Annotated in this window: 17 protein-coding genes; 9 read left to right on the top strand and 8 right to left on the bottom strand. The window is 55.3% G+C overall.

The features are described 5' to 3' along the window. Nucleotides 1-158 precede the first annotated feature (158 nt). Nucleotides 159-698 (top strand): DUF3087 domain-containing protein, encoded by a 540-nt coding sequence (locus K0I31_RS16495; protein ID WP_258406526.1) that lies wholly within the window; start codon nucleotides 159-161, stop codon nucleotides 696-698. 5 nt (nucleotides 699-703) lie between these two features. Here the strand turns inward: K0I31_RS16495 and K0I31_RS16490 are convergent, their stop codons facing one another. Next, complete coding sequence (locus K0I31_RS16490; protein ID WP_220072269.1) at nucleotides 704-1,651, bottom strand: LysR family transcriptional regulator; 948 nt, start codon at nucleotides 1,649-1,651, stop codon at nucleotides 704-706. A gap of 147 nt (nucleotides 1,652-1,798) precedes the next feature. Here K0I31_RS16490 and K0I31_RS16485 point away from each other — a divergent pair, with 147 nt between their 5' ends. The 4 genes from K0I31_RS16485 (at nucleotide 1,799) to K0I31_RS16470 (ending at nucleotide 6,886) form a co-directional block, all read left to right on the top strand. Continuing rightward, nucleotides 1,799-3,256 (top strand): NAD-dependent succinate-semialdehyde dehydrogenase, encoded by a 1,458-nt coding sequence (locus K0I31_RS16485; RefSeq protein WP_220079083.1) that lies wholly within the window; start codon nucleotides 1,799-1,801, stop codon nucleotides 3,254-3,256. Nucleotides 3,257-3,273: 17 nt separating this feature from the next. Then, nucleotides 3,274-4,554, top strand: coding sequence for a 4-aminobutyrate--2-oxoglutarate transaminase (gene gabT, locus K0I31_RS16480; protein WP_220079082.1), 1,281 nt, complete (start codon nucleotides 3,274-3,276; stop codon nucleotides 4,552-4,554). A 227-nt stretch (nucleotides 4,555-4,781) separates the two neighbouring features. Next, the gene (lgt, locus tag K0I31_RS16475) at nucleotides 4,782-5,546 is read left to right on the top strand and encodes a prolipoprotein diacylglyceryl transferase (protein ID WP_011866967.1); all 765 of its coding nucleotides are present in this window, start codon (nucleotides 4,782-4,784) and stop codon (nucleotides 5,544-5,546) included. Between the two features lie 149 nt (nucleotides 5,547-5,695). Then, on the top strand, nucleotides 5,696-6,886 hold the full coding sequence (locus tag K0I31_RS16470) for a potassium/proton antiporter (protein WP_144202141.1): 1,191 nt from the start codon (nucleotides 5,696-5,698) through the stop codon (nucleotides 6,884-6,886). Nucleotides 6,887-6,915: 29 nt separating this feature from the next. On the opposite strand, the gene K0I31_RS16465 is transcribed toward K0I31_RS16470, so the two are convergent. The 3 genes from K0I31_RS16465 to K0I31_RS16455 form a co-directional block, all read right to left on the bottom strand. Next, complete coding sequence (locus tag K0I31_RS16465; protein WP_220079081.1) at nucleotides 6,916-7,914, bottom strand: WD40 repeat domain-containing protein; 999 nt, start codon at nucleotides 7,912-7,914, stop codon at nucleotides 6,916-6,918. A 124-nt stretch (nucleotides 7,915-8,038) separates the two neighbouring features. Further along, nucleotides 8,039-8,755, bottom strand: a complete 717-nt coding sequence (locus tag K0I31_RS16460; RefSeq protein ID WP_220079080.1) for an oxidative stress defense protein — start codon at nucleotides 8,753-8,755, stop codon at nucleotides 8,039-8,041. Between the two features lie 450 nt (nucleotides 8,756-9,205). Next, nucleotides 9,206-9,451 carry a hypothetical protein gene (locus K0I31_RS16455; RefSeq protein WP_011866963.1) on the bottom strand — a complete coding sequence of 82 codons (246 nt, stop codon included), beginning with the start codon at nucleotides 9,449-9,451 and terminating at the stop codon, nucleotides 9,206-9,208. A 528-nt stretch (nucleotides 9,452-9,979) separates the two neighbouring features. Here K0I31_RS16455 and K0I31_RS16450 point away from each other — a divergent pair. From K0I31_RS16450 to K0I31_RS16440, 3 genes are read left to right on the top strand one after another with little or no spacing between them, the layout of a single operon-like run. After that, complete coding sequence (locus K0I31_RS16450; RefSeq protein WP_220079079.1) at nucleotides 9,980-10,708, top strand: basic amino acid ABC transporter substrate-binding protein; 729 nt, start codon at nucleotides 9,980-9,982, stop codon at nucleotides 10,706-10,708. A 6-nt stretch (nucleotides 10,709-10,714) separates the two neighbouring features. Further along, the gene (locus tag K0I31_RS16445; RefSeq protein WP_011866961.1) at nucleotides 10,715-11,395 is read left to right on the top strand and encodes an amino acid ABC transporter permease; all 681 of its coding nucleotides are present in this window, start codon (nucleotides 10,715-10,717) and stop codon (nucleotides 11,393-11,395) included. After that, nucleotides 11,388-12,113 carry an amino acid ABC transporter ATP-binding protein gene (locus tag K0I31_RS16440; RefSeq protein WP_220079078.1) on the top strand — a complete coding sequence of 242 codons (726 nt, stop codon included), beginning with the start codon at nucleotides 11,388-11,390 and terminating at the stop codon, nucleotides 12,111-12,113. The genes K0I31_RS16445 and K0I31_RS16440 overlap by 8 nt, the downstream gene beginning before the upstream one ends. Nucleotides 12,114-12,190: 77 nt before the next feature. Here the strand turns inward: K0I31_RS16440 and K0I31_RS16435 are convergent, their stop codons facing one another. The 4 genes from K0I31_RS16435 to K0I31_RS16420 all read right to left on the bottom strand — a co-directional run bounded on the left by K0I31_RS16435 (nucleotide 12,191) and on the right by K0I31_RS16420 (nucleotide 18,615). Further along, nucleotides 12,191-13,234, bottom strand: coding sequence for a diguanylate cyclase domain-containing protein (locus K0I31_RS16435; protein WP_258406525.1), 1,044 nt, complete (start codon nucleotides 13,232-13,234; stop codon nucleotides 12,191-12,193). 259 nt (nucleotides 13,235-13,493) lie between these two features. Continuing rightward, nucleotides 13,494-17,060 carry a zinc-dependent metalloprotease gene (locus tag K0I31_RS16430; protein WP_220079077.1) on the bottom strand — a complete coding sequence of 1,189 codons (3,567 nt, stop codon included), beginning with the start codon at nucleotides 17,058-17,060 and terminating at the stop codon, nucleotides 13,494-13,496. A gap of 37 nt (nucleotides 17,061-17,097) precedes the next feature. Further along, the gene (locus tag K0I31_RS16425; RefSeq protein ID WP_220079076.1) at nucleotides 17,098-17,931 is read right to left on the bottom strand and encodes a hypothetical protein; all 834 of its coding nucleotides are present in this window, start codon (nucleotides 17,929-17,931) and stop codon (nucleotides 17,098-17,100) included. Between the two features lie 249 nt (nucleotides 17,932-18,180). Further along, the gene (locus K0I31_RS16420) at nucleotides 18,181-18,615 is read right to left on the bottom strand and encodes a hypothetical protein (RefSeq protein WP_220079075.1); all 435 of its coding nucleotides are present in this window, start codon (nucleotides 18,613-18,615) and stop codon (nucleotides 18,181-18,183) included. Between the two features lie 609 nt (nucleotides 18,616-19,224). Here K0I31_RS16420 and K0I31_RS16415 point away from each other — a divergent pair. Next, nucleotides 19,225-20,286, top strand: coding sequence for a glucosaminidase domain-containing protein (locus tag K0I31_RS16415; protein WP_220079074.1), 1,062 nt, complete (start codon nucleotides 19,225-19,227; stop codon nucleotides 20,284-20,286). Nucleotides 20,287-20,292 lie beyond the last annotated feature (6 nt).

The raw sequence follows: 20,292 nt of genomic DNA, 5'->3' as shown, positions 1-20,292 counted from the left end.
ATGTTTGGTTGCTGTTAAATCCTCTGACAAGCCTGTTAACATCTTGCGGTAACAAGTTATTAACTTGCCTAGCTTAAGCCGAGAGATCAAATTTTTTATCTTGTTAAAACTGTCACTTAACTTATTACTCATGCTAGGCTTGCGCCTCATGTGGCTTAGTGGAAATCGAAAAAATGATGTTAGTCGAGGTGGATAAGGCGCGTTATCGCCAGCACTTAAATCGGGTGATAGCGGTGTTTATCGCCAGTTTGGCTCTGCTGTCTCTGGTATCTGGGCAGCTGTTGATCGCCTTGTTTGGCAATCAGGAGGTGGTTAGCGGCGAGTCTACCGGCAACCTGCACCTGAATTTCTTCGGCGTGTTGATAGGCTTTGGCATCTGCGCCTTGGGGCTCTACCAACAGCGACACAAAGCGTACTTTCGCGAGATCTATTATGTGTCTAGGCTCAAGGCGCTGCAGAACCGCATCTACCGCAAGTTTAAGCAGATCAAACAGGCGGGCGAGCGTAACGACATCGACGCCCTCACCATACAGGTGTTCTATTTCAGCAGCCAGAAACTGGTTTATCTGCTGGACGACAACACATTGACCCTGAGCCAGGTCGATAAGGAATTAGAGGCAGTTAAGGCGCGTATCGCCGAGCTTGGGCTTAATATCGGCCCAGAGGATTTCGACAAGTCGCTGCTGGAGAAGTTTTAGCCCCTTTATCTCTGCTCGCCTCGTGGCTTATCCAGGCCAAACACTTCGTTGAAGGCCTGGGTCAGCAGCTCTACCTTGGCGCTCTCCCGCGCCGACTGCTTGACTACCATGGAGAGGTTGAACTGGTAACAGGCCTCATCCCCGTGAATGATCTTGATCTCCTGCTGTTTCAGCTCCTCCTGAATGTAGCTCAGGGGCAGGTAACCTATGTAGCAACCCGATAGAATTAAGGTTTTACGAGTATCAAACTGATACGCCTTGGCCGACAGGTTGAGGCGTTTGAGCTGCTCTCTGCCCTCGGGGTCGATATCGACGCCTGGGTGGATAGAGGGGGTCTTGGCCAGCATCTCGGCGCTGATCTCCTCGTCGCTCAGATGAAAGTAGGGATGCTTGGCGCTGCAACACAGGTAGATGGGCTCGCTGAAGATGGTCTGATAGTTGAGGCCCTGGATCTGTTGATAGCTGGGCAAGAGGCCGACGTGGGCCTTGTCCTGTAGCAGCGACTTCTCAATCTGGTGCAGCGCCTCGCCGTCTAGAATAAGGTGTAGCTGGGGCTGGCGTTGGTGTATGTAGGCGATCACCTGGGCCAGCTTCTGCTGCATGCCGTAGTCCAGCTGATCGGCGCAGAGGATCACCAGTTCGCCGATCAACTCTTCCCCCAAGTTGTTAACAAACATCGAGAAATCGTTGAGGGAATCGAATAGTTCGATACAGGCGTGATACACGGCCTGGCCAGCCTCCGTGAGGGCAAATCCGCCCCGTCCCCGGCTACACAGCTTGAGCTTCATGCGACTCTCAAGGTTAGACATGTGTACGCTGATGGTGGAGCGGGTGACCCCGAGTTCATTCTCTGCGGCGGCGAAGCCACCATTCTCGACCACGGTACGAAAGATGCGCAGTAATCTGAGATCGTATTCGGTGATCGCCTTAGGGATGATGGACTGTTTGCTCATTAGTTTTATCAGCTTCAAACTTTTTGTTGAATATTTGGTATTTAACCCGAGTTAGTTTTGCTATTCAATAGAGAAATTAGCGCGCCCGTCTTGATTCAAGCTCTGGCGTAGCCCTTTAGATTCGAACTATTTATGCAGGGAACTGTTATGCAGGGAATTAAAGACACTCAGTTAATCAAACTTTCCTCCTATATCGATGGCAGATGGACGGCGGGCGAGCAGCGCTTCGACGTGGTGAATCCGGCCAGCCAGGAGGTGATCGCCCAGGTGGTTGACGCCAGTCTCGATGATACCCAGGAGGCGATATTGGCCGCCAAGCGGGCACTGCCGGAGTGGTCTAAGCGTTCGGCTAACGAGCGCGCCGCCCTGATGCGTAAATGGTTCAACCTGATGATGGAGCACCAGGAAGATCTGGGCCGCTTGCTGACCCTGGAGCAGGGTAAGCCCCTGGCCGAGGCCAAGGGGGAGATCGCCTACGGCGCAGCCTTTATCGACTGGTTCGCCGAGGAGGGCAAGCGTGTCTATGGTGACACTATTCCGGCGCCTGCTAACGACAAGCGTATTTTGGTGATCAAGCAGCCTGTGGGTGTGGTGGCCTCAATCACCCCTTGGAACTTCCCTAACGCCATGATCGCCCGGAAGGCGGCGGCTGCGCTGGCGGCCGGTTGTACCTTCGTGGCACGCCCTTCACCGCTGACGCCGCTGTCTGCCTTGGCGATGGCCGAGCTGGCCGAGCGCGCCGGTATCCCTGCCGGGGTGTTCAACATAGTGGTGGGCGAAGATGCCGTGGGCATGGGCAAGGTGCTGACCCAGCATCAGGACGTGGCCAAGTTTACCTTCACCGGTTCTACCGCCGTGGGTAAGATCTTGCTGGCCCAGTGCGCGACCAGCGTGAAGAAGGTCTCCATGGAGCTGGGGGGCAACGCGCCCTTTATCGTGTTCGACGACGCCGATATCGATGCCGCAGTGCAGGGCGCCCTGATCTCCAAGTATCGCAACGCTGGGCAAACCTGTGTCTGCACCAATCGTATTTTCGTGCAGAAGGGAGTTGCCGCGGCCTTTACCGAAAAATTTACCGCCGCCGTGGCCAATCTCAAGTTGGGCGATGGCCTGGGCGATGGCGTGACCGTCGGCCCTATGATCTCCAAAGATGCAGTGAAAAACGTGCTTAAGCTGGTGGATGATACTGTGGCAAGCGGCGCCAAGCTGGTGACCGGCGGTCAGCCGAGTGAACTGGGCGAGAGCTTCCTGGCACCCGTGATCGTCACCGATGTGACCAACGAGATGCCATTGGCTCGCAACGAGATCTTCGGTCCCGTCACCCCTATCATCAGCTTCGATAGCGAGGCCGAAGCGCTGGCCATGGCCAACGATACCGAATATGGCCTGGCCGCCTATTTCTACGCCCGGGATATCGGCCGCATCTTCCGCGTCGCCGAGGGGCTGGAGTATGGCATGGTGGGCGTCAACGAGGGGATCATCTCCAACGCCGCCGCACCTTTTGGCGGGGTGAAGCAGTCGGGCAATGGCCGTGAAGGCTCCAAGTATGGCCTGGACGATTATCTGGAAATTAAATACCTGTGCCTCGGTGGCCTGGATAAATAGAAGTAAGGATAGAGACGATGAGCAACGCAGAATTACAGGCACGTAAGGTACAGGCAATCGCCAGGGGACAGGGTAACGCCTATTCCGTCTATGTGGAGCGGGCGTTAAATGCCGAGCTGTGGGATGTCGAGGGCAAGCGCTACATCGACTTCGGCACCGGGATCGCCGTGTGTAACACTGGCCATAGCCATCCCAAGGTGGTGGCGGCGGTCAAGGCGCAGCTGGATAACTTCAGCCACACCTGCGTGATGGTGAATCCTTATGAGTCGGCGGTAGCCCTGGCGGAGCAGCTTAATCGCATCGCCCCTGGCGACAGCGACAAGAAGGCTATCTTCGTGACCACGGGCGCCGAGGCGGTGGAAAACTGCGTCAAGATCGCCAGGGCCCACACAGGGCGTCGCGGCGTGATCGCCTTCAACGGTGGCTTCCATGGCCGCACCAACCTGACCATGGCGCTGACGGGTAAGATCACTCCCTATAAGCATCAGTTTGGCCCCTTCGCCGGGGATATCTTCCACGCGCCTTATCCTGTGGCCTTCCATGGCGTGAGCGTGAAAGACTCCCTCAAGGCGATTGAGCATCTGTTTAAGGTGGATATCGCCCCTTGTGATGTGGCGGCGATCGTGGTCGAGCCTGTGCAGGGTGAGGGCGGTTTCTACGCCGCGCCGCCTGAGTTCTTACAGGCGCTCAGGGCATTGTGTGACCAGCACGGTATCGTGTTGGTGATGGATGAGATCCAGACTGGTTTCGGTCGTACCGGCAAGATGTTTAGCTGCGAGCACGCGGGCGTCGAGCCGGATCTGATGACCATGGCCAAGGGGATCGCCGGTGGCTTCCCACTTGCCGCCGTGGTGGGTAAGAGCGAGATCATGGACGCACCATTGCCGGGTGGCCTTGGCGGCACCTATGGCGGCTCACCCGTGGGCTGCGTGGCGGCGCTGGCGGTACTCGAGGTGATGCAAGAGGAGCAGTTGGTGGAGCGTGCCGTTAAGATAGGCGACACCTTCAATCAGGCGCTCTCTGCCCTCAAGGAGCAGTATCCACAGCTGATTGGCGAGGTGCGCAATCAAGGCGCCATGATCGCCATGGAGTTGGTGATCGATGGTGACAGTGAGCAGCCGAACACGGCATTGACCCAGGCGATCATTGCCAACGCCGCGGCCCATGGCCTGGTGCTGCTGGCCTGTGGCTTCTACGGCAACGTGATCCGCTTCCTGCCGGCGTTGACCATCAGCGATGAGATCATGGCCGAGGGGCTGGCCAAGTTTAAGACGCTGTTCGAGAGCCTGGTGGACTAAATCGCTCCTGTTTGCGAGCTGGGGACTAAATCCCCCGGGTTTGCGAACCATCACCAAAAGCCTGGGAGATTTCTTCCGGGCTTTTTTGTATCTGTATGTTGAAAATCGCCACAAGACCTTGAATATGCAAGTCGAAGCGCGTAAAACTGCCTGTCAGCAGCGTTATTCACCAGGTCAGTCGGCCTCAGGCGAGGGAGTTTAGGTTTTTGGATCACTTTATTTGGAATATGGACCCTGTGTTGGTCTCTTTCATGGGGCTGACAATACATTGGTACGGAGTCCTGTTTGCTAGCGCGATCTTCGCGGGCTTTCAGGTGATGAAACGCATCTATGTGCGCGAAGGCCTGGATGTGGAGTCACTGGATAACCTCTTGATCTACTGCGTTATCGGCATAGTGGTGGGCGCGCGTCTGGCCCATGTGTTGTTTTACGATCCCAGCTACTACTTCGCGCACCCGGCTAAGATTCTGGCGATCTGGGAAGGCGGCCTGGCCAGCCATGGCGGCGGCCTGGGGGCGATCCTGGCGCTCTACTATTATCATCGCAAGATGAAGCTACCTTTCCTCTTCCTGCTGGATCGGCTGGCGATCGCCACGGCCATCTTCGGCTTCTTCGTGCGCATGGCCAACTTCGTCAATTCTGAGATCCTGGGCGTGCCGAGCGACAAGCCCTGGGCCATCGTCTTCGAGCGGGTGGACATGTTGCCGCGCCATCCGGCCCAGCTGTATGAGGCGCTGGCCTACCTGAGCATCTTCATCGCCCTTTGGGCTATCTACAAGACCACAGAGATGAAGCAGAAGCAGGGCGCCCTGTTCGGCCTCTTCCTGGTGTGGGTGTTCAGTGCCCGTTTTGCCATAGAGTTCGTCAAGGTGAAGCAGGCGGCGTATGCCCAGGACTGGACCATGAGCGCCGGTCAGATGCTGAGTATTCCTTTCCTGCTGGTGGGGGTCTTCCTGCTGGTGAAACCCTATCTGGCATCCAAGGCCAAATAGCGATAAGTAAGCCCGACTCAGTTCGGGCTTTTTTTTCAATTAAAAACAGTTAATCAATCATTTAACTCATCTCCAATTAATAGATCCTCTGCTAAAATAGGGGGGCAAATCTGATTGTCCCAGCCTATTCATCTGCCAGAAGGAGACCTATGTCCTACCAGGTTATCTTGTTAGGGATCGCCGCGCTGATTGCCGTGGGGATCCTGTTGCATCACCCCTCAAAGACCCTGGGGTTGCCCAGTCTGTTGATCTTCATGGGCGTGGGCCTGAGCCTGGGCAATGGCGAGTTTAATTTTGTCTACGATAACCTCACCCTGACCTCCACGGTCGGGGCGGTCGCCCTAAACATGATCGTCTTCGTCGGCGGCATTAATACCAAGACGGAGAGCATCAAGCTGGCCTACAAGGAGGGCGGGGTGCTGGCAACCTTCGGGGTGCTGCTGACCACGCTTATTCTGGGCGCGCTCCTCTATCCATTGACCGACTGGAGCCTAGTGATCTGCCTGCTGTTTGCCGCCGTGGTCTCCTCGACCGATGCGGCGGCCGTGTTCTCGATTCTGGAGTCGAAGAAGCTCAAGCTCAAGGAGCGCACGGATACCGTGCTGGAGTTCGAGTCGGCCACCAACGACCCGGTCGCCCTGGTGATGGTGATGATACTCACAGGTATCGCTCTGGCGCCGGATGCGCCGGTATCGGCCTGGGCAATAGGCCAGATGCTAGGCTTGCAGATCGCCTTAGGGATAGGCGTCGCCTTCGTGGTGGCCAGGCTGGCGGTGTGGGCGCTGAACAGCATACATCTGGAGGAATATGGCCTGATCCCCGTATTTGTGCTCGCCAGTTTTGTGCTGGCGGCCTATGGCAGCGAGCTGGCCGGCGGCAATATCCTGATCGCCTCCTATGTGTGTGGCGTGGTGATGGGCAACGGCATACGTCGGGGCGTGGAGGTGACGCGGCATTTCTTTAACAGCCTCTCCTGGCTGGCGCAGTCGCTGATGTTCATCATACTCGGGCTGCAGATCTTCCCCCAGACCCTGTTTAGTGTGTTCTTCCTGTCGCTTATCCCGGCGGCGTTGCTGATGCTGGTGGCCAGGCCCTTGGCGGTGCAGATCTGTTACCTGCCGTTTCGTCAGGCGAGCTGGAAGAAGCGGCTGTTTATCTCCTCCATAGGTCTCAAGGGGGCGACCCCTATCGTCTTCTCGCTGATCCCGGCGGCGGCCGGTGTCGAGGGGGCGGTGGAGATGGTGCACCTGGTGTTTTTCATCGTGCTCTTCTCCATCCTGCTGCAGGGGGCGGCCATAGAGCCCCTGGCCAAGCGACTTGGGCTCAATAGCGACAGCTAAGGGCTAGTGCTTAACTCTATTCCCAGTGCTCAATTCCCAGCGCCCAACTTCCACTGCTCTAGGGCGCCGTCTGAGCTGAGGGTGATGAGCTGCCCACCATGGCTCACCATATCCATGACGGTTGTGCCCATGGAGAAGGGAGTGAGCTGCCAGCGTTCTAGCTCCTTACCTGTGGCGACCTGCCAGCGAAAGATAGTCTGTTTCGAGGTGGCGGTGATCAACTCATCGCCCCTGTGAATGAAGCTGGCGCGGCGAAAATAGCGGTAGCGCTCGAAGTAGTTCAGCTGACTCAATGCCTCGCCAGTGTCGAATGCCAGCAGTTGATGATTGTCCAGGTTGTCGGCGAAGAAGAGGCGTCTATCGGCCTCATCAAACGCTAGGCTGGTGATGCGCTGGGGCAGGGAGAACTGCTTTATTAACTCGCCGCTGCCACTGACCCACCAGAGCACCTTGCCATCATGGCCTGCCGATAACAGACGCTCATCCGAGGCGCCAAAGGCGAGGAAAGCCACCTCGGCGTCGTGTTGTTTAAACAGGGAAAACTGCTGCGCCGTGAAATCCACCAAGATCACGCTGCCTTCGTTCATGCCGATGGCGATGCGACTGCCCGACTGATTGAGTGCTAGGGTCGAGATGCTGGCGTAGTCGTCAAAGCCATTGACCTGCCAGGTCAGCTGGATATTGCCCTGCTGAATATCTATCAGAGTAATTTGGCGTTTGCCGCCATAGGCCAGATAGCGCTTGTTGCCCGATAAGGCCAGCTGATAACCCGGATGCTCGAAGGCGGTAGCCGGCCAGTGAAAGCGCTGCTTGCCCTCGGGGAGGCTCCAGACGCTGAGATCCCGACTTCGACTCAATGTGACGGCCAGGCTGGCATCCTCTGCCAGTAGCCCCGCCACCAGATTGTCCTCCACCAGACGCTTGAGGCTCTGCGGTGGCTGGCTTGTCTGCTTATCTGAGCAGCCGGAGAGGACGACGAGTAACAGGGCTAGGCTTAAGAGATGGCACAGGCGTTTGAGTGTAGACATGGGGATAGCGGATAAGGCTCAGGTACTGGGAGTTAGCTGAGCATAACACATGTAAAAGCCCGCCGGTGTCAGCCAGCGGGCCTGAAGGTCTAAGCCTTGTATAGACTAAGCCTTCTATGAGCCATTACTTGAGGCGGTAGATCACCTCGACGCGATCGCTGATGCTGGTCTGGGCCTCCTGATAACTCTCGGCCACATCACCACGGGCTGCGGCGCTCATCTTATACACCATGGGGCGCACAGCTCCCTGAGCCTGATAGCGGATCTCCCATACGCCATCCAGACGCTCGCCGAAGCCTTCGGCCAGGGCGGCGGCCTTCTGCTTGGCGTCTTTAATTGCCATCAGCCTGGCCTGTTCAATCATCTCGGCCTCCTTGCTGGATTTGAAGTTGATCTGATGGATGCGGTTGATCCCTTGCTGCAACGCGCTGTCGAGCAGGTCGTTGAGCTTGTCCAGTGCCCTTAGTGTGACCACCACCTGGCGGCTGGCGAGGTAGCCAATCTCCTTGTTGGTGCGCGTCTCAGGGTCGTACAGATAGTCGGGACGCAGATTCAGGTTGGCGCTCTGAACATCCTCGCGTGCGATCCCCGCCTTGGCTAATCTGGCCAGGAAGTCGCTGACCGCCTTGTCTGATCCCGCCTTGGCCTTGGCCGGGTTGTCGGACTTAGTCACCACCTCGACGGTTAGCTCGGCCATGTCGGCTTTGACGACCAGCTCGCTGGTACCGACGGTTTCGATATGGGGGAAGTTTAGCTCTGCGGCGGCCGCGTTAGGTAAAGCAAGCAGGCTGCCGGTGAAAACCAATGAACCAAATAGGGTGGCAATCAGGGTCTTTTTCATCGAATACTCCAAACGCACGTAATAGTGACAAATCAGTAGATAAGAATCGGTTGTTTGAGCATATAGACGCAGGATTTCTGAAAAGGGGTTAAATAAACTGAAAATTTTTTTGGGGCTGTCGGAGAGGCTTCACTTAAAAGAAAAAACCTGGTGATAGAGCATCCTGCCTATCACCAGGCGAAAGCGCCTTTGGGGGAGCGCTAGAGGTGCCACCTGTAAAACACCTCTTTTTAAATGGTTTTGCGATTCAGGCCCGTCGTAGGTCTCTGGCCCTCGACTTAGGCTATTATGTTTGCTGCCCTCTAACCTGAAATCACATGCTTCCTGCAGACCACTTATTCTGTTTCCATCTTGTTATCTTGCCTTCCCTAGCCCTTGGCGAATCGATTAAGCCCTTGGCGATTCTATTTAGCTCTTAGCGAATCGACTTAGCTCTTGGTGAATAGAGGTTTATCCTTGGATAAGCTTGAGTTCACGCATGAGCTGATTGAGTTGCATGGTGAGCCGGTCGATCTCGGCGCGCAGCACGCCCACGCGCCCGCCTTGCTGCTCACTCTGGCGAACCAGTTGGTAGACCGTCTTGGTGGAGACGCCAAACTGTTTGGCGACATCCGATAACAGGCAGTTGTTCCCTTTGACTTCGGCGACGATCCGCTCTGCCATCTTAGGCGTGATACTCTTAGATACTGTACTCATCTGTGACTCCTTATGGATGAATCCGCGTGTTAGCCTATTCGACATCCCACTGGCTGATGCCGAGGTGAAAGATAAACTGCCAATCTTCGAAGCGGCTGACCGCCATTAACCAAGGTTTCATCTACAACTCCTTATGGGATGGTGCTTCATTTACCTTTGGCAATTCTGCCCGCCCCAACGACTACCCACAAAGTAATATGTAAGTTTTGTGCCAACTTTTTCAAATGTTATTAATTAATTGATTTTTATGGTTATTAATGGTTTTTGATTGCGTCTGACAAGTGTGACATTGCGCACAGGGCTCACCAACTTGGTGCCGCCATGGCTTGCATTGGTGCAAGTCTGTAAGTTTGGCTTGGCGCCGCATTGGGCTGGCCGAGCTACACTGACTAATAGGCAAGTTTATGTTAATAAAAAGCAAATAAAATGACTAAATAGTCATTTTTATCGCATAAGTATTGACTGTGTGAGTCGGGCTGCCTATAGTCGTGGCCAATTGAGCGAATATTCCTGGTAAGAGAGTAAATAATGAACAAATCTATCCTGTTAGCCGGTTTTACGGCCCTGTTGCTGCTGAGTGGCTGTGGCAAAGAGAAAGATTATCTGGTGGTAGGTACCAATGCGGCCTTTCCGCCCTTTGAGTATGTGGGCGGTGTCAGCGGCGATCAGGTGATGGGGTTCGATATCGATCTGGCTCGCAAGGTGGCCGAGGATGCGGGCAAGACGCTCAAGGTGGAGAACATGAAGTTCGACTCGCTGATCGTGGCCCTCAACGCCGGCAAGATAGATATGATTGCCTCGGGCATGACCATCACTCCAGAGCGTCAGGCCAGCGTCGACTTCTCCGACCCCTACTACGAGGCGACCCAGGTGGTCTTGGTCAATAAACAGAATGATAGCATCCATAGCCTGGCAGACCTCGCCGGTAAACACTTCGCGGTGCAGCTGGGCTCAACCGCCGACATGATGGCCAAGAAGTACACCCAGTCGGTGACCGCCTTCAATACCGGCTTCGAGGCGATCATGGAGCTGAAGAACGGCAAGGTGGATCTCGTGCTGTTCGACAGCGAGCCGGCCGCCAACTACCTGGCCAAGAATCCTGAGCTTAAGCTTATCAGCCTGGATTTCCCCCCAGAGTTTTATGGATTCGCCGTGGCCAAGAGCCAGCCCGAGCTACTGGCCAGCATCAACAAGACGCTGGCGACCATGAAGCAGAATGGTGAATACGACGCCCTGCTCGCCAAACACATGAAGTAGGTCGCCATGTTAGATGCAATTAATTCCTCGCTGTTTACGCCTATAGGTGAAGATGGACTCATAGGTATCTACCTGATCCTCAATGGTTTAAAGGTGACGCTGATCGTGACCCTGTTCGCCATGATCTTGGGTGCCATACTGGGCGTAGCCACCACATTGATGAAGATGTCCAGCCGCTGGTATCTGCGCTGGCCCGCCAACCTCTATGTGGGAGTGATACGCGGCACCCCAGTGGTGGTGCAGTTGGTGATCCTCTACTTTATCGTGCTGGCCACCTGGGACGTGGACAAGGTGAGCGCGGCCATCATCGCCTTCGGCCTCAACAGCGGCGCCTACATCTCTGAGATCATCCGCGCCGGCATACAGGCGGTGGATAAGGGGCAGACGGAGGCGGCGCGCTCCCTCGGCCTGTCGCAGGCGGTGACCATGAAGGAGGTGATCCTGCCCCAGGCGATCAAGAATATCCTGCCCGCCCTGGGTAACGAGTTTATCGTGCTGCTAAAAGAGACCGCGGTGATAGGCTTCATCGGCGGCGTGGATCTGATGCGCTCGGGCGAGATCATACGTAGCCGCACCTTCGAAGACAGCGTGCCTCTGTTTACCTGTGCACTCATCTACCTGGCGTTGACCTATAGCTTCACCTTTATGTTGTCGAAGTTTGAGAAGAGGCTTAAGCAAAGTGATTAAGATTAGTAATCTGCATAAATATTTCGGCGACAACCAGGTGCTCAAGGGGATTGACGAGTCGATCGCCCGGGGTGAGGTGGTCAGCGTCATCGGCCCCAGCGGCAGCGGTAAGAGTACCTTTCTGCGCTGCATCAATCTGCTGGAACAACCCACCCAGGGGGAGATAGTGATCGATGGTCAGTCGATCACCGCGCCAGATGCCTGCATCGACAAGCTGCGGCAGAAGGTGGGTATGGTGTTCCAAAACTTTAACCTCTTTCCCCATAAGACGGTGCAGCAAAACATCACCCTGGCACCGGTGAAATTGGGCTTGATGACCCAGGCCGAGGCCGATAGCGAGGCGATGCGCCTGCTGGAGCAGGTGGGACTGAGTGATAAGGCGAGCGCCTATCCCGCCAGCCTGTCCGGCGGTCAGAAACAGAGGGTCGCCATCGCCCGCGCCCTGGCGATGAAGCCTGAGCTTATGCTATTTGACGAGCCTACCTCGGCGCTGGACCCCGAGATGGTGGGCGACGTGCTGGATGTGATGAAGCAGCTGGCCCAGGCGGGAATGACCATGGTGATCGTCACCCACGAGATGGGCTTTGCCAAGGATGTCTCCGATAGGGTGATCTTCATGGATGGCGGCTATGTGGTGGAGAGTAATGTGCCGGCGCTGCTGTTCGGTCAGCCCCAGGAACCGCGCACCCAGGCGTTCTTGAGCAAGGTGCTCAGATAAGTTAAATCTTAGGGTAAGTAAAATCTTCAGATAAGTTAAATCTTCGGGTAAGTTCAATCTTCAGATGAGTATAGCGGCTAGCCCTCGGCCGCCTGCTCGGCCTGCCAGAACTGGTAGTCGTGTTTGCCCTGGGCCTTGACCCGGTACATGGCGGCGTCGGCAAACTCGCAGGCGCTGGCAAAGTCATCACTCGGGGTGAAGCAGTAGATGCCGATACTCAGGCCGAGTTTGACCTCAGTGCCTTCTAAGATGATCGCCTGACGATAGACATCCAACAGCGACTGGGCCCGCTCACTCAGCAGGGTCTGGTCCTGGCTGGGGTGCAAAATCAAAAACTCATCGCCGCCGAGACGGGCGATCTGGGCCTGAGTGCCTATGACGCCCCTGAGGGTGTGGGCCACATGGACCAAGAGGTGGTCGCCAAACTTGTGGCCCAGCTTGTCGTTGAGCTCCTTAAAGCCATCGAGATCGATAAAGAAGATGCTGCCCCTGCCTCGCTGATACAGCTCCTCAAATGCCAGGGTGATCGCCTTACGATTGCTCAGATTGGTGAGGGGGTCGCAGTGGGCCAGCTCAGACAGCTCCTGCTCGTAGCGCTTCTCCTGGGTGATATCCATGTGAGTGCCCATCATGCGTAGCGGCGTACCATCCGGCTTGCGCTCGACGATACGGCCACGATCGGACACCCAGGTGACCGAGCCATCCTTATGGATCATGCGGTGCACCGCCTGATAGTAGTCAGACTTGCCCTCTACATGATCTTCGAAGGCCTTGATCACCCACTCCTTATCCTCCGGATGCAGATTTTGTTTCCAGCTGTCCACATGGGCCGCCAGCTCTTCGCGACTAAAGCCCAGCAGTTCGCCCCACCGCATGTTGAAGATGGTCAGGTTGCCACTGGGAAGATGTTGCTCCCACAGGCAGAGACGGTTGCCATCGAGTGCGGCAAAGAGTTTCTCTTCGGCGCGATCGTTGAGCAACGTTAACTTGGCGTTCTCGCGTTTGAGCGCCGCATTTTCGGCTTTTAACTCGGCGATCAGGTCCGCCGTTTGCTTGGCACTTGTCTCTGCCGATGGCTCTGTGTTGGCTAACTGATTAGATGGCTGCTCATCGGGCTCCATCGAAGGGGCTCTCCTTTACGTTTGTCAGGCATAAGTTAACCATTATTGGGTAGTGAAACAACTGTCTAAACAAGATGATACATTTTGCTACAGATGTTGCATCCCAGGCATGGCGCTAGCTAGGTAAAGATTTGGGAGATGGAGGGCGAAACTTAACGAGAATTCACTTGCTAAGGTTCATGGCTAACTCATTAGCCCTAAAGCAAAAAAGAAGCCGATGAGCGGCTTCTTTTTCTATTGCTGAACGATATCTACTGGCTTAAAGCACTGGCAGGTAAGTGATCACTCGCTCATCGCGGGCGATGATGGGGTCAACCACCAATTGCTGGAAGGTCTCCCCCTTGCTGTTCATCTGATGCTTCATCAGCTCGGGTGAGCTGGCGATGAGTGCCTTGAGCGTGTCTATCTGGTCGATCAGCATGAGAGCCAGCTGGTTCTCCTCGGTCGCCACATAGTTTTTGCCCTGTAGGCTGATCTGCTTGCTGGCGGCAACGGCATCGCTGGCAAGATGAATGCCCACATACTCGCGCCACACTCTGGCCTTCTCTTCGCCACGATAATCGCTGTCGCGCGATGCCAGCACTACCTGCTTGAGTATCATCTGCAGCAGGTTGCTCTTACCCTTCATCTCATAGCTGCTCTGGGGGAAGCCGAAGTAGCGTCCCAGAGAGGTAGCGTAGCTAGGAAGTGCCTCGATATGCTGGTCGGCATAATCGACGTCGTTGACATAGTATTTGGCATCTACTGCCTTACAGCTGTCGCTCAGCACAGGCTTGGTCAGGTACTGGTTGATCTCCTGAACCGTGTTGCCCAGCGTCATCTGACACAGCATGCCTTCGAGCTGATCCTTCACCTTAGGATAATCAGCCAGGGCGTAGTAGGTGCGGCCCGTGGTGCTGCGAGGCGACTTGCGGGTCAGCAGCTGACGCATCGCCAGCAGTTTATCGGGCCACATGCCCAGTACGTCACGCTCGTTGACATAGGGATGGTTCGGGCTCGATGCCGGGGCCTTGACGCCGTTGAGCAGGCGTCCCTTGTTGGCGCTGACATCGGCGTAGAGCAGGTCCTGGTAGGCCTCGACGATATCGGCCTTGAGCAGCAGCTCTTTCAGTTTTTCAGGGGCTTGCTCGTAGGCGGTGATGATCTGACCCAGCTCGAAGCCTTCATCCAGCTTGCCGGCATTGAGACGATAGAGGCGAGTCAGAATATCTTCCAGCGAGTGCACCTTGGTCAGGGCGCGGCTGTCATCGCTGTTCATGCGATAGGTGACATGCAGGTAGATGTCGCTCAGACCGGCCGCGGTAAGGAAGGTATCGGCCGCCTTTTCCACCGCCCTTTGCGAGGCGCAGAACCAGTAGTTCTCATGGCCTGGGCAGAACTCGGCCAGCTCGTTCTGATCGAAGGCAAATAGCTCCTCAACCGTGGCCGTGTCTTCGACGAACTGGCGTATGTCGCTGAAGCCTCGCAGACGATTGATGGTGTAAGGCAGGATATGATCTTCGAACAGGGTCTGACGGTAGTGACGCACGTTCATGGTGTCATAGCTGTCGTGGTAGCTGTCGATATAGTACTGCACTATGTCGTCGTTGTTGGTGCCGGCGTCGAAGCGGTTACAGTTGCTGTTGAGGGTCACATGGCCGTCGGTACAGAAGGCGAAGTAACGCAGGTCGTGCTCTTTGCCTATCTGATGCAGGGCACCATATTGGATCTCGCCCGTGATATTACCCTGGCGTAGCTCCTCGCGGCGCTTGGCATCGGCCGCTTCGAGTGATACCAGGCTGCCATCTTGGGTCTCTACCTGACGACCATAGCCGAAGCGCAGCGCCGCCAGATCGTATTTCTGGAAGGTGGTGGCGAAACGGTCGGCGTTATAGTCCATCTGGCTGGAGAAATCGGCCTTGACCGTCAGATGCGGGTAACCCGCCTCGCTGAAGGCCTGGCTGAACTTGGCGATCTCCTCTTCGTTGAAGAAGTTGGCTTGATCCCGGCTACCGGCGAAGTTGTGTCTCAGGCCAAGGGTGTGGCCCAGCTCATGGGTGAGGGTACCGGCAAAGGCCTGAGCCGCCAGCTTAGTTACCAGATCCGCCTGGAAACTGGTGGGCATGGCTTCGATATCCTTCAGCTTGCCGCCTATGATGCCATCGACCCAGAATTGAGTGTCTTTCCAGTCGATCTCATAGCCCTGAATGCCGCGAGGCAGTTCGCGCAGGGCGCCGCCTGTGAGGCCGAAGGCCTGATCCACACTCATCAGATTATGCTCGGCCCAGAAGGCTTCGGTCTTGTTCTGCTGATTGACCAGCTCCTCGAAGGGGGCGTTGCTGGCATCATCTGTGGAGAGATCCGGGATGATGGTCTGGGGCTGGGCCTCGGTGCGCGGTTGCTGCACCATAGGATCTTGGCTCTGACTGTTCTGCTCTGCAATGAGCTTGTTGGCTGCCACCTGATTGGCACGATCTACCGCTTCCTGTGATGGGGTGTAGTCGACCCCGGTAAGATCTTTGACCGAGTTAGGGTCTAGCATGCCGCGATTGTAGTCCAGCTGCACCCTGCGGTAGTAGCGGGTCGAGCCCTGTTGTAGGTTGGCGCTGTATTGGTCTACCCGGCCGCTGACGATCTCGCCGGTGAGCGGGTTGGCGGCAGAGGGGCCATAACCGGCCAGGCCGTTATCTAACGGCTCGTCGAAAAGGGTAATGTTGCTGTAGCGCAAGTCTCCGTGTCTGCGTTCGTTGGCCTGGGCCAGCTTGAGCTCCGGCAGGTCGGTTTCAAACAGCTTGTTCTGGATGTTGATGGCGGTAATGCTCTGTTTGGCCGCGTCCAGGAAGGGCTGATTCTTCGGCTCGAAGAAGTTGTTACTCAAGAAGTAGGTGATCGCCTCCTTCTTGGGGTTGAAATGGTTGAGGTACTGGCGCACATAGCCATCCTTGCCATCGGCATTGTTGCCGTCGCGGTATTCATGCTGGGTGCGGAAGAAGCCGAAGGTGCCGTTCTCATCCTCACTATAAGGGATGGTGACAAAGTCCTTGCTGGCCAACTGATCCAGGGCCACGACAGAGATATATTCCGTGGTGGTGAAGGAGAGGTTGTCGAAGCTGCCCTTGAAGAACTTGCCGAAACAGGCGGGATTGGCCTGATAGGTGTGCTCGATCTCGAAGTTGATTACCCCCTTGGCCAAGTCCATCTCATAGCCTTCCCAGTTGCCATCTTTTACCAGGTGGGCCGACTCTGTCTCCGTGGTGCACTGCTTAAAGGTGACCAGATCCGTGTAGTTCTCCTCGGCGATCTGCGCCCCTTCAAACTTAGGAATGAAGAACTTCTTCTGATCCCAGGTGATGTTGCGATCTGTGACTTCCTCTTCGCGGTTGGTACAGTCGCCCCAGTTATCCTCCTGGCACTGGAAGTCGATGTAGTCGCCGGGAATGGTCAGCACTGGGGCCTTGTTGTACTCGTTATCGAAGCGCGAGTCGTGGTCCAGACCTATGTTGTCTCTGTCGATCTGACGCAGCTGGATGCCGTTTTCCGTCATCCGCAGGGTTACCAGCTTGGCTTCTCCCTGAGAGAAACCATGGATGGGGGCCGAGTAGCGCGGTGCCTCACCCAGGCTGCGGGTGTAGAGAAAGAGCCGCTCGGATTGTTTGCTGGCCAGCTCGCCGGTGGTGGTCGAGGAGGTAAGTTGATCCCCCGCGGCGCCGCTGGTGGTGGCATCTTTGAAGTCTTTGACGGCGATCATCCGCTCATCTTTCTTGACCTCCTGATACGGCTCGTCTGTGCCGCAGGCGCTTAATCCTATCGCGCTCAATATGGCGATGGCGACAGTGCTCTTGTACATTGAAACCTCTCCTAGTTGTTTAATTTATAAGTGCTTTTTATAAATATTTAGTGATCGATAGATAAAACACGGAGTTGCGTTCGTCGTAGAGCGTAAAGCTATGGGACGGGCCGCGATCCGGGTCGAAGAAATAGCCGCTGTTGTTGTGGCCTATGGCCGCCACCCAAGTGGGGGCAAAGGACCAGCCGATCTCTTCGCTGATGGTGAAACGGTTGTCGTAACGACTGGTGTTAAAGGGCTTGTTCATGGTGTAGGAGGCGTTGACATCCAGATACCAATTGTCGATGAACTGCCAGGTGGCATCGGCCAGCAGGCTGATGCTGTGCTCGATGAAGTGCTCGCCGTGACGGCCCATCTCATGTTCATAGGCGTTATATTTAAGCCGGGGTGAGAGATAGAAGTTCCAGTCTTGGTTCGGGCGGTAGAAGAGATAGCCCGCCAGCCTAGGGGCGGCCCTCAACTTGTTTTCTTTGCTGGTATGGCCGGTAGGCAGATAGACCCCGGCACTGCCCACATAGCTCCAGTCATTGCCCAGAGCCTTGGACGGGGTGCGATACTCTAAGAAGGTGTCGTAGAAATAGCTCTGGATATGCCGCGTCTCCACCTCGCCGCCGCTGGAGAGACGTATGCTGCCCCAGGTGTCGCGGTAGGCTATCCTGCCGCTGGCACTGAGGGCCTGGTAGGAGCTGGGGGCCGACTGCTCGAAGGTGTTGCTGGCGGCGCTGGCACTGAGATAACCGGACCAATGGGAGCGCTTGGTGTCTATGGCGGCGGCGACGTTTTCATTATCGGCTAATGCCTGATTCGAAAGCAGCAGAGCCAATATGAAGCACAGAGATGTTGTTATTTGCTGCGCCGTTTTTTCTCGCATGGTTTTTTTCCAAATTGTCTTTTTCCACATGGCTATTTTCCCTATGGTTGGTTTGGGCAAGAAAATAGGCGCGCACGGGTTCGCACTCGACAGGCGTGAGTGTGCATAAGGCATGAAATAAACCTCATTTAAAATAAATTAAAAGAAATAGCTTGGTTGGCGGCTAGGTTTGTCCGTCAAAATTGATCGCGTTATAAATAGTGGCTCAGCGCTATCTATCTACGCGAGTCAAAATGGTATTTTGGTTGGCTAAGATGGAGTGCCCTTAATAGGTTTAATCCAGCTCATTAATAAAGAGATGCACTCGATAATAGATTTTGGGGTGCGGTATTTCGTTCGCCCGTAACCAGGCAGCCCGGCAGAGAGAAATAACAGGCAGAAGATCACAACAGTCAGTGTTATGCCGTTGCCCTGACTCTCGTGGGTCTCGCCACTTAGCGGTGGCATGCTGGGAAATAGCAGCTGATATGTGCAGTGCCAGCAGGAAGATAAACCTGCGTCTTGTCCCGCTGGAGCCACCTCCTTGGTGGCCAGGCGATCTCCCTGGATGGCGCTGCAGCTCAGGCTTTGGCTGGTACTGCTGGCTTGTTGCTGTGCCATTAGGCCGCCGCTCAGCTGAGTGAGTACCAGTAGCCCAAGTAACAGGCTTAAGCTCGATAGTGTGACAGATCCTTGTTTCAACATATAACCAGCTAAGTGAGAATTGATATACCACCAATTTGATACAAAGTGATACATTTAAATTCGAGACGAATATTCAATGTATGAAACCGATAATTTTTATTCAATATGAAAATAACATTAACCTCAATATTGCGGTCTTTGTCACATTCATCTTTCGATTGTGGTCTTTAATGTGAAATTAATTAACCTTTTATTATCCAGCTGTTTACCGCTAGGTGTTAGCTTTCGGGTTATTCTAAATTAGAAATAATTTGTGATATCAGTTTGTGAATCTTTTATAGATGGCTCTAAAAATGTGGCTTTGGGGTTTTTGAACTTTAAATATTTGATGGAAGAACTTAATTGTGCAGGATTTAATTTTTCTGGCTCTAATTAATTAAAGATTTATTTAATTAAGCAGATGATCTTTTAATGATTAGTATGAATAAATTCTGTATCGATACTGAGGTCTAGGAATGTGGGTGTGAGTGTAGTTTTGAGTATGGGTTTAGGTGAAGGATCGGCGCCTTGCTCGACAGCTTGGCTAAAGACGCGCATCGAAAGATGGATTAGAGTAGGCATTAACATTAATGATTAATGTCTCTCGTCTTATCTGCCAAAGGAGCCTATATGCCCAGTGATAGCCGTCTCAAGATTGCATTGCCTCTGCTACTCCTGCTTGCCTCGCTGCTGATGCTGTGGGCGCTCTGGTATCGCCCAAGCGATGAGTCGGGTGCCCTGTCGCCTGCCTTGGCCGCTGCCGGGATGGAGCCGCCGGTGGCAAACGCTGGCGAGCTGGCGACCCCGGCTGACAGTCAGCAGACCCAGACCAGCTTCAAGACTGTCTCCAAGGCGAGGCCGACCAAGGCGCCCAAGGATGTGGTGCTTAACTCCCTCGATGAGCTGATCGCCCTGTTCGATAGTCTGGGGTATAACCAAGCCGGTTGGCAGGCGGGCAATCGTGAGGTGCCCAGGCTCACCTTCGAGGCGGTGAGTGAGCGCTGGCAGAAGACCTCGTCGCAGATCCCGGTGCAGCTGAAGAAGATGGTGTTCTTCCGTCTGATGGCGCCGCTGATCCTGGTAGCCAATGAGAAGATATTGCTGGAGCGGCAGACTATCGCCCAGGCGGCGCCTGATGCCCCCGAGCTGCTGGCCCTGGCCCGCAAGTACCGTCTGTTAACCGATGAGAGTGTCAGCCTGACCGAGGAGCAGCGCGGACAGCTTTTGGCGCGGGTCGACATCATGCCGCCCTCTCTGGTGCTGGCCCAGGCGGCGGAGGAAAGTGGCTGGGCGACGTCGCGCTTTACCGTCGAGGGTAACGCCTTCTTCGGCCAGTGGGATTTTAGCGGCAAGGGGATGATCCCCAAGGCGCAGCGCAAGGAGCTGGGCAACTATGGGCTGGCGCGTTTCGACACGCCGCTGGCCTCGGTGGAGGGCTATCTGCTTAACCTCAACACCAACGCCGCCTATCAGTCGCTGAGAAGCCTAAGGGCGCAGCTGCGGGCCGAGAACAAACCGATCACAGGCCTAGTGCTGGCGGGCACCCTGGAGCGATATTCCGAGCGAGGTCTGGCCTACATCGATGGCTTACGCCATATGATCCGCTACAACGGTCTGGATCAGGTGGATGAGGCTTACCTGAGTGACGGGGCGCCGCTGCACCTGATCAGTGCAGACGACGCCCGCGAGTGAGTGACC

It is taken from the genome of Shewanella spartinae (genome assembly GCF_019457555.1).
In the GTDB taxonomy this organism is placed as follows: Bacteria; Pseudomonadota; Gammaproteobacteria; order Enterobacterales; family Shewanellaceae; genus Shewanella; species Shewanella loihica.
The sequence above is the reverse complement of the archived record's forward strand: the minus strand, read 5'-3'. Positions and strand labels throughout refer to the sequence as shown.

What these genes read in the sequence shown, in the direction of transcription:
- K0I31_RS16490 (WP_220072269.1), bottom strand. Translation starts at nt 1,651, where the DNA reads ATGAGCAAACAGTCCATCATCCCTAAGGCGATCACCGAATACGATCTC.
- K0I31_RS16485 (WP_220079083.1), top strand. Translation starts at nt 1,799, where the DNA reads ATGCAGGGAATTAAAGACACTCAGTTAATCAAACTTTCCTCCTATATC.
- gabT (WP_220079082.1), top strand. Translation starts at nt 3,274, where the DNA reads ATGAGCAACGCAGAATTACAGGCACGTAAGGTACAGGCAATCGCCAGG.
- lgt (WP_011866967.1), top strand. Translation starts at nt 4,782, where the DNA reads ATGGACCCTGTGTTGGTCTCTTTCATGGGGCTGACAATACATTGGTAC.
- K0I31_RS16470 (WP_144202141.1), top strand. Translation starts at nt 5,696, where the DNA reads ATGTCCTACCAGGTTATCTTGTTAGGGATCGCCGCGCTGATTGCCGTG.
- K0I31_RS16465 (WP_220079081.1), bottom strand. Translation starts at nt 7,914, where the DNA reads ATGTCTACACTCAAACGCCTGTGCCATCTCTTAAGCCTAGCCCTGTTA.
- K0I31_RS16460 (WP_220079080.1), bottom strand. Translation starts at nt 8,755, where the DNA reads ATGAAAAAGACCCTGATTGCCACCCTATTTGGTTCATTGGTTTTCACC.
- K0I31_RS16455 (WP_011866963.1), bottom strand. Translation starts at nt 9,451, where the DNA reads ATGAGTACAGTATCTAAGAGTATCACGCCTAAGATGGCAGAGCGGATC.
- K0I31_RS16450 (WP_220079079.1), top strand. Translation starts at nt 9,980, where the DNA reads ATGAACAAATCTATCCTGTTAGCCGGTTTTACGGCCCTGTTGCTGCTG.
- K0I31_RS16445 (WP_011866961.1), top strand. Translation starts at nt 10,715, where the DNA reads ATGTTAGATGCAATTAATTCCTCGCTGTTTACGCCTATAGGTGAAGAT.
- K0I31_RS16435 (WP_258406525.1), bottom strand. Translation starts at nt 13,234, where the DNA reads ATGGAGCCCGATGAGCAGCCATCTAATCAGTTAGCCAACACAGAGCCA.
- K0I31_RS16430 (WP_220079077.1), bottom strand. Translation starts at nt 17,060, where the DNA reads ATGTACAAGAGCACTGTCGCCATCGCCATATTGAGCGCGATAGGATTA.
- K0I31_RS16425 (WP_220079076.1), bottom strand. Translation starts at nt 17,931, where the DNA reads ATGCGAGAAAAAACGGCGCAGCAAATAACAACATCTCTGTGCTTCATA.
- K0I31_RS16420 (WP_220079075.1), bottom strand. Translation starts at nt 18,615, where the DNA reads ATGTTGAAACAAGGATCTGTCACACTATCGAGCTTAAGCCTGTTACTT.
- K0I31_RS16415 (WP_220079074.1), top strand. Translation starts at nt 19,225, where the DNA reads ATGCCCAGTGATAGCCGTCTCAAGATTGCATTGCCTCTGCTACTCCTG.